The organism is Haloarchaeobius caseinilyticus (genome assembly GCF_051207395.1).
GTDB lineage: Archaea > Halobacteriota > Halobacteria > Halobacteriales > Natrialbaceae > Haloarchaeobius.
Window position 1 is genome coordinate 249,457 of the sequence record NZ_JBPJZC010000002.1, and the last position, 9,982, is coordinate 259,438.

The 9,982-nt window shown below is 64.2% G+C and carries 8 protein-coding genes; 3 read left to right on the forward strand and 5 right to left on the reverse strand.

Annotation, left to right across the window (positions count from 1 at the left end; translation table 11 throughout):
- Nucleotides 1–32: 32 nt before the first annotated feature.
- Nucleotides 33–1,928 carry an asparagine synthase-related protein gene (locus ACSC1P_RS12555; RefSeq protein WP_435360529.1) on the forward strand — a complete coding sequence of 632 codons (1,896 nt, stop codon included), beginning with the start codon at nt 33–35 and terminating at the stop codon, nt 1,926–1,928.
- A 73-nt stretch (nt 1,929–2,001) separates the two neighbouring features.
- On the opposite strand, the gene ACSC1P_RS12560 is transcribed toward ACSC1P_RS12555, so the two are convergent.
- Together ACSC1P_RS12560 and ACSC1P_RS12565 are read right to left on the reverse strand one after the other, a co-directional pair.
- A complete protein-coding gene (locus tag ACSC1P_RS12560) occupies nt 2,002–2,655 on the reverse strand; it encodes a response regulator transcription factor (RefSeq protein WP_435360530.1) in 654 nt (217 codons plus the stop codon).
- A 62-nt stretch (nt 2,656–2,717) separates the two neighbouring features.
- A complete protein-coding gene (locus tag ACSC1P_RS12565; RefSeq protein ID WP_435360531.1) occupies nt 2,718–3,416 on the reverse strand; it encodes a hypothetical protein in 699 nt (232 codons plus the stop codon).
- Between the two features lie 222 nt (nt 3,417–3,638).
- Between ACSC1P_RS12565 and ACSC1P_RS12570 the strand changes: the two genes are divergently transcribed.
- Together ACSC1P_RS12570 and ACSC1P_RS12575 are read left to right on the forward strand one after the other, a co-directional pair.
- A complete protein-coding gene (locus tag ACSC1P_RS12570) occupies nt 3,639–4,400 on the forward strand; it encodes a hypothetical protein (RefSeq protein WP_435360532.1) in 762 nt (253 codons plus the stop codon).
- A 166-nt stretch (nt 4,401–4,566) separates the two neighbouring features.
- Nucleotides 4,567–5,190 (forward strand): ArsR/SmtB family transcription factor, encoded by a 624-nt coding sequence (locus ACSC1P_RS12575; protein ID WP_435360533.1) that lies wholly within the window; start codon nt 4,567–4,569, stop codon nt 5,188–5,190.
- A gap of 66 nt (nt 5,191–5,256) precedes the next feature.
- Here ACSC1P_RS12575 and ACSC1P_RS12580 read toward each other — a convergent pair whose 3' ends face one another.
- From ACSC1P_RS12580 to ACSC1P_RS12590, 3 genes are all read right to left on the reverse strand, one after another.
- Entirely contained in the window at nt 5,257–6,432 is a 1,176-nt protein-coding gene (locus ACSC1P_RS12580) for a Kelch repeat-containing protein (protein ID WP_435360534.1), read from the reverse strand.
- Nucleotides 6,433–6,632: 200 nt separating this feature from the next.
- Nucleotides 6,633–8,960, reverse strand: a complete 2,328-nt coding sequence (locus tag ACSC1P_RS12585) for an arylsulfatase (protein ID WP_435360535.1) — start codon at nt 8,958–8,960, stop codon at nt 6,633–6,635.
- Nucleotides 8,961–9,216: 256 nt separating this feature from the next.
- A partial coding sequence (locus tag ACSC1P_RS12590; protein ID WP_435360536.1) for a hypothetical protein occupies nt 9,217–9,982 on the reverse strand: 766 nt, incomplete at its 5' end.

The following is a 9,982-nucleotide window of genomic DNA, read 5'->3' on the forward strand; positions in this document are numbered from 1 at the left end:
CGGTCCAGCGACAGTCGGGCGGAGGCCGTAGGATGGTCGGTGTCTACGGCGTTCTCGGGGACGACCCGGGCGCGGTCGAGGCGATGGCGACGAATCACGGCAGCACGGACGCAGTGACGGCGTCGTACATCGACGACGTGTTCGGCCTCGTCCTCACGGATTTTCCGACACAGGGCGGAGCCGGCTCGGTCGAACTCGACGACGGGACGCTTCTCTGGGTTCTCGGCGATGTGTATGGCCACGAGACACTCGACGGCTACGTTCCGCGGCCGGCCGGGACGGACAGTACGACGTTTCTCTCGACACGCTACGACGGCGACAGTGCCTTCGGTAGCGGCCTGAACGGCGGTTTCCTCGCGATTCTGTACGACCCGGACGAGGGGACAGTCGACCTCGTCACCGACCGACTCGCCACCAGACCGGGCTACTACACACAGACCGACGGCGATGGTGTCGCGTTCGCGACGCAACTCCAGCGACTGCCACACCACCCCGGGGTCGAGGCAGCGTACGACCCTGCCGGATTCGCCGAGTTCCTCGCGTTCAGGCACACGTTCGGGACGCTCACGCCACTCGCAGGCGTCACCGAGACGCAACCGGGCGCGGTCACCACGCTCTCTGCGGCCGATGGCTCGGTCGAGTACGAGAGTTACTGGACTCCACGACGGCGGCCCGTGAGCGCGGGCGTGGAGTACTTCGTCGACGAGTTCGAGCGCCGGATGAACGCCATCGTCGCAGAGTGGGTGCAAGACGAACTGTCGTACGGCGTGTTGCTCAGCGGCGGAAGCGATTCACGACTCATCCTCGCCGCCCTCGACGGCCACGACGACCTCACCGGCTTCCACATCGCCGGCTGGCCGAGTCGCGAGACGCGCGTCGCCCGGCGCGTGGCCCACACTGCCGGAGCCGATTTCGAGTTCCTCCGGCGTGATTCGGGCTACTACCAGCGACTGTTCCAGTCCAACGGCCCGCTGTCGAACTTCGACGGCTGGTTCGTGCAGGGGTACGTCACCGACTTCGCCGACCAACTCTCCGAAGTCGACGTGCTCATCTCCGGCCTGTACGCCGACACGCTGTTCAAAGGGCGGACGATGCCGACCCGGTCGGTCACGGCCGGGCCGTTCGGCCCCATCGGCACGCCTATCCACGAACCGATAACCGACGTGGTCTCGTTCCGTGACCAGCTCTCGGCCGACGTGCCCGCGTACGTAGAAGACTTGCCGGACGTCGACTCGCTGCTCCGCCAGCGCATCCGCTGGGACGACGACACTGTGGTCCATCACGGTGTCGAGTACCCCAGCGTCGACGAACTCGTGGTCTGCAGTCCGTTCTACCCCCTGTCGAACGATACGGAACTCATCTTCTCGAACAGCCTCATGCAGATTCGGCCGTACCGGTCACCGTTCCTCGACAACCGGATGCTCGACCTGCACCTCCAGTTGCCCACCGACGTGGCACTACGCGAGAACATCATCGACCGGGCGCTTTCGCGACTCTCGCCCGAACTCGGGTCGATTCCACACGCCGGGACGCGCGTCCCGCCGAACCAGCACCGGCTGGTCAGCTACGCCGGCCGACTCGGCACCGAGTTGCTCGACAAGTACGTCTCACCACCGACCACGCCGAAACCACACCAGACGAACGGTCCGTGGCCCGACCGCGGCACACTCCTTCGGACGACGGACTTCGCCGAAGACACGGTAGAGGCCGGGAACGCCTTGCTCGACGGGCACCCACACATCGACGAGGGCCGCACCAAAGCCACGCTTCGCTCGCACTTCGACGGCGCCGACGAGACAGGACCAATCCTCTCCCTGCTGACCGTCCTCAGTATGCCTGTCACCCGTGACGTCGTCGCGAGCGCCGGCAGTGACCGCCGCCAGACGTCGTCGGTGCCGACGTTCGACCACCCGAGTGAGGAGTGTTGAACGCACGGCCGACTTTCAGACTGGGAAGCATTCGGTCCCTAAACGCCAAAGAACAGACAGATTCAGTAGAGAATTAGTGCTCGCGTATCGTTTCGGCCACGGTCCGAGTCGTCGCCAGTTCGGTCGACGTCTCGTCTGATTCCACGACGATAGCTGTCTCGTCCTGGAGACGGACGAACTCGTCGGCGAGGCCACGGGTCCGTGAGTCCGCCGCTAGCTCCTCCTCCGAGTAGTTTTCACCGAGAATCTCGAACTTCGACCCGATGGCGAACGCCTGTCTGGTCGGTTCGTCGTAGCAGTTCCGGTCGACCAGTGACGCGACTGCTTCGACGACGGGATCGCGCCGGACCGGCTTGCGGAGGTACATATCCAGCGGGAGGTCGGCGATGTCGAGTTCTGGATCGACCGCAGTCATCATCGCCACTGGCACCGTCGCGCCGCGTTCGCGGAGTCGTGTCAACGTTTCGTCGCCGGACATCGTCGGCATCCGTCTGTCGAGGAGGACGACGTCGATGTGGGGGCCGTAGGCGTCGAGGGCCTCTTCCCCGTTGTGCGCCATCTCGACTGTGTACTCTTCCTGCAACCAGAGTGAGATAGTGACCGCGAGGTCTTCGTCGTCGTCGACGACGAGAATCACGGTGTCCTCGGACCCGGCAGCCGATGACGGTACGTCGGTGCCACCGTCAGTGGCGAGTGCACGGTCCGCCGGACGGGTCTCCGAACACATTGACCCGAAATTCGGTGTCCCGATACATAAGAATTGGTCTCTGACTTGACAGCGGACCGCAGTTACGCGGTCAGCACGACCGACTCGTTGCCGCCCGTGTCCTCTTCCTGTTCGTACTCGATGGTGCCGGTCCAGGAGCCGTAGACGTCGTCGTACGTCTTGTCCTGGTCCATGAGCAGCACTTCGATGTCGAGTTCGCCGTCGTCGAACTGCTTCAGGCCGCCGGGATGAACGTCGACGGTGTAGGTCATCTCCTCGCTGAAGTCGGTGTAGTCCGAGCGTTCGACGAGTTCGCCGTTGACACGGACGAGGATGAACGGCTCACCCTTCGCGTCGCCTTTGTCCGGCGGGTCGATGTGCATCCACGAGGTGTTACCCGACACTTTCACGCTGAACGCGGAGACCGCACCGTCACCGTCCTCGTCGACCTTGTTCAGGATTTCCACATTGTCGATGTGGTTGGGGCGGCTCTCGTTGGTCTGGAAGGGCCGATTCGGCTGGATGGGTTCCTGATACGGCTGCGTCGTCGGCACGGCCGTCGTCGTCTCGGGGAACGTCGTCACCGCTTCGTCGGTTCCCGTCGGCGTCCCGTCACCGGTCGTCGCGGTCGGTGGCGACGTTGCCGTGGGTTCTTCCGTGGCGTCAGTCGGCGCGTCGGTCGGCGATTCAGACGTCTGGTCACCACCACCACCGATGCCGCCGAGACACCCGGCGAGTAACACTATCAGGGCGATTGCAGCTACGAAGGACCTAGTTCGCATACGAAGAGACATGTGGGGAAGCGTGTTGATTCTGGGCCCAATGTATCGTGGCTTCCGCCGAACTTGCCGCGTTCTCGGGTAATGGCGGATAAACCCTGTCCCGAACGACTGTATCGTCGAGTTACCAGTGAACGGGCGGTCGTTCTGCGGCCACTCGGATGCTTCAAACGCCCGTTTTACACTTGATACACTGCTTATACGTCCACCGCCTAGAGACAGTCGATGACACGACGATTTAGATTCGCCCTCACACTACTCCTCGCCGTCTCGCTGGCGGTGGCCATCGGCGGTTCGACCGTCGCCGCGAGCGACGGAGAGACCGCCGTCGGCATCTGTCTGGTTGGAGTCGACAGTCCGTGCAACGGTGCCGCCGACGAGGCGGATGACCGCTCGGACGACGAACCCGACGCCAAGCCCCCAGAAGACACGGTCTTCCCACCCGACCCTGACGGTGACCCCGCGGTCGCGCGCCCGGTCGACCCTGAGCCGAACTGGCGCGAGCCTGGTGAGCCCATCAATGACTTCCGCGACGACGTACCCCTGATGAACCAGTCTGGGCTCGTCGAGGAGCGGCCGGTCCCCGAACCGATGCCGCCCGAGCGAGAGTCCCCGCGAGAGCACCCGGAGGAGAAACCACGCCCCTCCGGTGGCGACGTCATCTACTGCATCCGGGCACCCTGTGAACTCCCCCCAGAAACCGAGCCGTCGGTCGACGGTGACGTCGTGGTCGACAGCGAGGAACCGGTCTTGCTTCCCTACGGTGACGATACCATCGACTTCGTCGACGGCGGTCCCGGTATCGCCGCCGACCACGGCGTGAGTATGGTCGCCGGCGAATCGAACGTCGTGTCATCAGCATCGCCCGGCGCAGCCACGCCCGAACACGCAGCGAGCGATATCGTCTGGAGTTGGAGTCTGCCCTCCGCCCTCTCGAGCCTGCTCGCGCCGCTGCTCGCCATCCGCCTGTTCCCCGGTCTGTTCTGAGGAACCGGCGGGCTGCCAACTTTCGGCGGTCTGCTAACTGCCACGTTTCAGCCCCAATCCCCCTGACGCCCACCCTCTCCGATTTCACACGCCCCCACCACCCTCGGCGTTCCCTCACCCCAGCGACACGCCGATAGCCACACAGGCCCTCTGTACAACACTCACGATGAGCCGGATATTCCCGATAAAACGACCCGTCGAACACGCACCCGACGGGTCCAAACTGGTCGGTCTCACCGACGAGACCGCCGACGAGGTGTTCGCAACGCTGTCGAGTGCGACGGCGCGAACCATCCTCGAAGCACTGTACGACGAGCCACGCACGCCATCGGACCTGAAGGAGGTGACCGGCACGACGCTCCAGAACGTCCACTATCACCTCACGAACATGGAGAACGCCGGTCTCATCGAGGTCGTCGACACGTGGTACTCCGAGAAGGGCGCGTCGATGAACGTCTACGCGCCGTGTGCCCGCGCCGTCCTCGTGATGGCCAGTAGCCGCGACGACCGGTCGTTGCTCCGTGACCTACTCGCCCGAGTCTTCGCCGTGGTTCTCCTGCTCGGTCTCGTGAGCGTCGCCCTCGGCCAGTACCTCGACTCGCTCGTACAGACGGCGGCAGTCCGCAGTGCAGCCCCCGAATCTGCCGTCGGGTTCGCCGCGTCGGACAGCGGACAGGCGGCAGCGACCGGCGCGACCACCGTCCCACCAGAACTGGTGTTCTTCGCGGGTGGCCTACTCGCGCTGGTGCTGTTCGTCGCCGTCACCCGCGTCCGCAGCAGCCTTCGCTGACGAGACGACGTTTCTCTCTTCGTCGACAACTGGTACACGAACGAGGCGACCGAGCGACCGAGCGCCTCAGTCGACGACCGGACACCCGTCTGCGTCGGTGATGCTGGCTCCGTGTGTGTCGTTTCCATCGGGGCTGGTCGTTCCGGACCCGTCGTTTTTCGACCCGGTCCCGTCACCGCCGGTCCCCGACTGGGCGCGAGCGACGGTCAGCACTTCGAGCACGCTGGAGTAGTAGTATCCGGGCTTTTTGCCGCCGGCGACGGTGTAGATGCGACCGTCGACGGCGTCCGTACCGAGACCGTGGCGTGCAGTCGGCAACCGTGGATACGTCGTCCAGCTATCGGTCGCCGGGTCGTACGCTTCCACTTCGGGGTTCGTGCCTCCGGGGCTCTCACCACCGAAGACGAACACCTGCCCGTCGACGACGCTCGCGTCGAGACCGCCGCGAGCGGTGGGCATCGGACTCACAGTCGTCCACTCGCCCGTCTTCGGGCTGAAGGCTTCGGCGGTGGCGACGTTGGTGGAGAGCCCACTCTGTCGACCGCCCACCGCGTAGAGCGTCCCGCCAGTGGCAGCCACTGCGAGATGTTCTCGCGGGGTGGGGAGATCGGGACCGCTCGACCACTCGTCGGCGACCGGGTCGTACACGTCGAGTGCCGTTTTGAGGCCGCCACTCCCGTTGCCACCGGTCACGTAGATTCGGCCGTCGATGACGCCGGCACCTAACGCCCCGCGCCGGTCCGGCATCGCTGTCCGGCTCGACCACTCGCTCCCGTCGAAGGCGAACACCGAGTCGACCGCGTCCCACTCGTTCGTGTAGCCACCGATGACGTAGAGCGTCCCGTCGACGACGGCGACGGAGGTGTGATGTAATCCTTGCGGCAGTGGCGGTGCGGCGTGCCACTTGCGGGCGTCGAGGTCGAAGCCGACGACGTGGTCCGTCGCGGTCCGTTTCCCGTCTAAGAACCCGCCGACGACGAAGAGCGTCCCGTCGAGGACTTTCGCCTTCACTTCTGTCCGCGTGTCGGGCATCGGCGGTGCGGTCGACCACGGTCCAGAAGCAGGGACGTTGGGCGTCGAGTCGCCGAATCTGAGGAGGTCAGTAGCGACGTCGGGGACCATCTCGAACACACTCGCCAGTCCCGCCCCAGTACCGACTGCAGCGGCCGCACCGACGAGGACGGCCCTGCGAGAAGTCGCATCCTCGCTGGCCACGTCCTCGCTGTTCTCGTCTGGAGGCATCGCCAGCCACTTCGGCCAGTAAGCTGATAAGAATGTGCTCGTTACCGAGGTAATCGACACCTACTGGTGCAATAGAGGTGGGAAAGACGATAATCGGAGAACATACAGGTTACCGGGCCGCTGGATGGGAGTACGGTCAGGATACCCCATCGAGGCGTCCCGGTTTCGCGCCCTCCACTGGCGTTTCGTCGCTCTGCGAGTTACTCGTGGGCCATGATGTTGCCGAGTTCTGCCTCGTCGTGCGCCTGCTCGTCGGCGAAGAGGTCGCCACTGACGTCCACAGTTACCCGCGTTATCTCACCGGTGAACTCGAAGGGTGCTTCGTACTGCGAACTGACTGCGTTGCGGTGGTCGCGCCCGCAACTCAGGCCGCCGCCGAGCGCCATCAAGAGCGGGATCGTGACGGGAATATCGCCCTCACCGACCTGCTCGTCGTCGACGAACAGACGGACCGTTGCGGGGACGCCCTTCCCGTTCGATACGTCCGGCTCACCGGTCGCCTCGAACTCCATCTTGAGGGTCACTTCCCCTTCTGGAATCGGTTCCTCCGAGACGACCTCGTACTCCTCGGCTCCGACGTAATTGTGGACGAAGTGTAGGTGCTCGTCTTTGACGAACAGGGTGTACCCGCCACAGTTGCTGCCGTGTGCGAGGAGGGCCCCCTCGGCTCCGCCTTTCGGAATCACGACATCGGCGGTAATCGTGTGAGACCGGTTCAACACCCGAACGGCGGCCTCTGACGGGACGCCCTGTTTGCCCGGGTAGTAGACGTAGCTATCACGGGGTTTGGCTATCTGTGGGCGCTCGTCAGCGAAGCGTTCCGTTCCGCGTCCGTCCAGCGGTAAGACGTTGTACCTGCCTGCCTCGGTCCACCAGAGTTGAGCGAGTTCGAGGACCTTCTCGGGATACTCGTCTGCCACGTCGTGTGCCTCGGAGAAGTCCTCGGCGAGGTGGTACAGTTCCCAGTTCGCGTCTTCCAGCGTCGTCGCCGAGAGGTCTGCAGCCGTGATGTGCGTGCCGAACGGCCACGGACTCACCGCACGCCAGCCGTCGTGGTAGATGGCCCGCTGGGCGAACATCTCGAAGTACTGGATGTGGTGTCGCTCCGGCGCGTCCGGGTGCTGGAAGGTGTAGGCGAAGCTGGTCCCCTCGATGGGGGACTGCGCGACGCCGCGAATCTCCGCTGGCGATTCGAGGTTCAGGGCTTCCAGCACCGTCGGGACGAGGTCGATGGCGTGGACGAACTGCGTGCGCTTCTCGCCACGGGCCGCGATGCCCAGCGGCCACGAGACGATGAGCGGGTCGGACGCGCCACCACGGTACACCTCGCGCTTCCAGCGCTGGAACGGCGTGTCGCCGGCCCAGGCCCAGCCCCACGGGTAGTGGTTGAAGAACTTCGGGCCGCCGAGGTCGTCGATGGCCGCGAGGTTCTCCTCGAGGTCCTCGGGAACGTTGTTGAAGAATCGACTCTCGTTGACCGACCCTTCGTGGCCGCCCTCCGCGCTCGCCCCGTTGTCGGAGACGAGCAGGACGAGCGTGTTGTCGAGTTCACCGAGTTCGTCGATGAAGTCGAGGATGCGGCCGATGTGGTGGTCCGTGTGTGACAGGAACCCGGCGTACACCTCCATCATCCGCGCGTAGAGCCGATGCTCCTCGTCGGAGAGGCTGTCCCACGCTTTGACGTCGGGGTTCTGCGGCGAGAGGTCGGTGTCCTCGGGAATCACACCCATCTCCTTTTGCCGGGCCAGAACCGCTTCCCGAGCCTCGTCCCACCCCATGTCGAACTTGCCGGCGTACTTGTCTGCCCACTCTGTCGGCACCTGATGCGGTGCGTGACACGCACCGGGTGCGAAGTAGAGGAAGAAGGGCTTGTCCGGCGCGACGGCGTGCGTGTCGGTGATACACTCGATGGCCTTGTCCGCGAGGTCTTCGGTCAGGTGGTAGCCCTCCTCGACCGACTTCGGCTGCGTGACCTGCTCGTTGTTCGAGACGAGGTCCGGCGTGTACTGGTCCGTATCCCCCCCGAGGAAACCGTAGTACCGTTCGAACCCGCGCCCGAGCGGCCACCGGTCGAACGGCCCTGCCGCGCTGGTCTGCTCGGACGGTGTCAGGTGCCACTTCCCGACCGCGAAGGTGTTGTAGCCCTGTTCGACCAGCATCTCCGAGAGGAACCCGCTCTCGAACGGGATGCTCCCGTTGTACCCCGGGAACCCGGTCGATATCTCGGTGATACCGGCCATGGCGTTCGAGTGGTGGTTTCGCCCGGTCAGCAGACACGACCGCGTCGGCGAACAGAGCGCCGTCGTGTGGAATTTCGTGAACTGTAAGCCGTTCTCGGCGAGTCGGTCGATGTTCGGTGTCTCGACGAGTCCGCCGAAACAGCCGAGGTGTCCGAAGCCGACGTCGTCCAGGACGACGTACATCACGTTCGGAGCGCCATCTGGTGCCCGGGTCGGTTCCGGCCACCACGGTTCAGACTCGTCGTACGTGCGTCCGATTCTCCCGCCGAAGTCGTGCGGTGTCGTCATGGTTTTCCCCCCTCTGTGGGTGTGGTACAGGTAGGCGCGGGAGTGGCTTAGGGAAATCCTGCGAACGAGTATGATGTGGAACAGACTAGTCGAGTGAACACTGTCGGAGGTATCGACTCAGTCTGCTGTTTCTCTGGAGGACGATACTGGTGCAAAATCTGGAAGGAACGCGTCGTCAGCACGACTCACTCTCGCACCGGCAGGTCGAATCCGTGTTCGTCGCCGTCCACACGACACCCACCGAACGGCGGTGGTCTCACTTCGACCGTTCCACTCTCGGTGGCGGTGAGACCCAATACGCGTCGAGGTCGTCGCGTGCTTCGTCCCACTTCACGACTGCCTCGGGACCCCTGTAGCTGAACCGTCGGAACGCCTGCCGGTCGGCGTCGACGCGTCGTGCACCATCGTCGTAGTCGACCGAAATGACGCCAGAGCGTCGGCGCTGAAGGGTGAGAGCGAAGTCGCCGCGAACTTCGAGGCGGGCCGGCTCTCGGCGAGTTCGAACTGCGATGAACGCGTTCTCGTACCGTAGTTCGTCGTCGTCTTCCTCGAACCGCGACCGGAGTCCGGTTCTGTCGACGACGTAGAAGTCGTCATCTGTGCCTGTGAGAGTGAAGATGTACTCTTCCGGTTTCTCCTCGTCTTCTTCTTCCTTTTCTTCCTCCTTCTTCTCGTGCTCCTCTTTTTCCTCGTCCTGCTTTTCGTCGTCTTCTCTCTCCTTCTCCCCCTCGTCTTCTTCCTCCTTCTCGTCGCCCTCCTTGTCCTCTCTTTCCTCTTCGCTGTCCTCCCTCTCCTCCTCCTTCGTTCCACGCGCGGACCTACTGGTCGCTCTCGACCGCGGCACACCGTCGCGTCGCTCGGTACCAGAGCAGTTCACGCCGTCGTCTCCTGCTGAGCCATCAGTGTTCGTCGAACTGCCCCCGCGTCGTTGGCCGTCTCTCGCCGGCCACGGCCCGTTCTCCCGAGAACTGCTGTCAGACTGCTCCGAAGACTTCTCGTCGTCCTCGTCTTCCTCTTCGTCC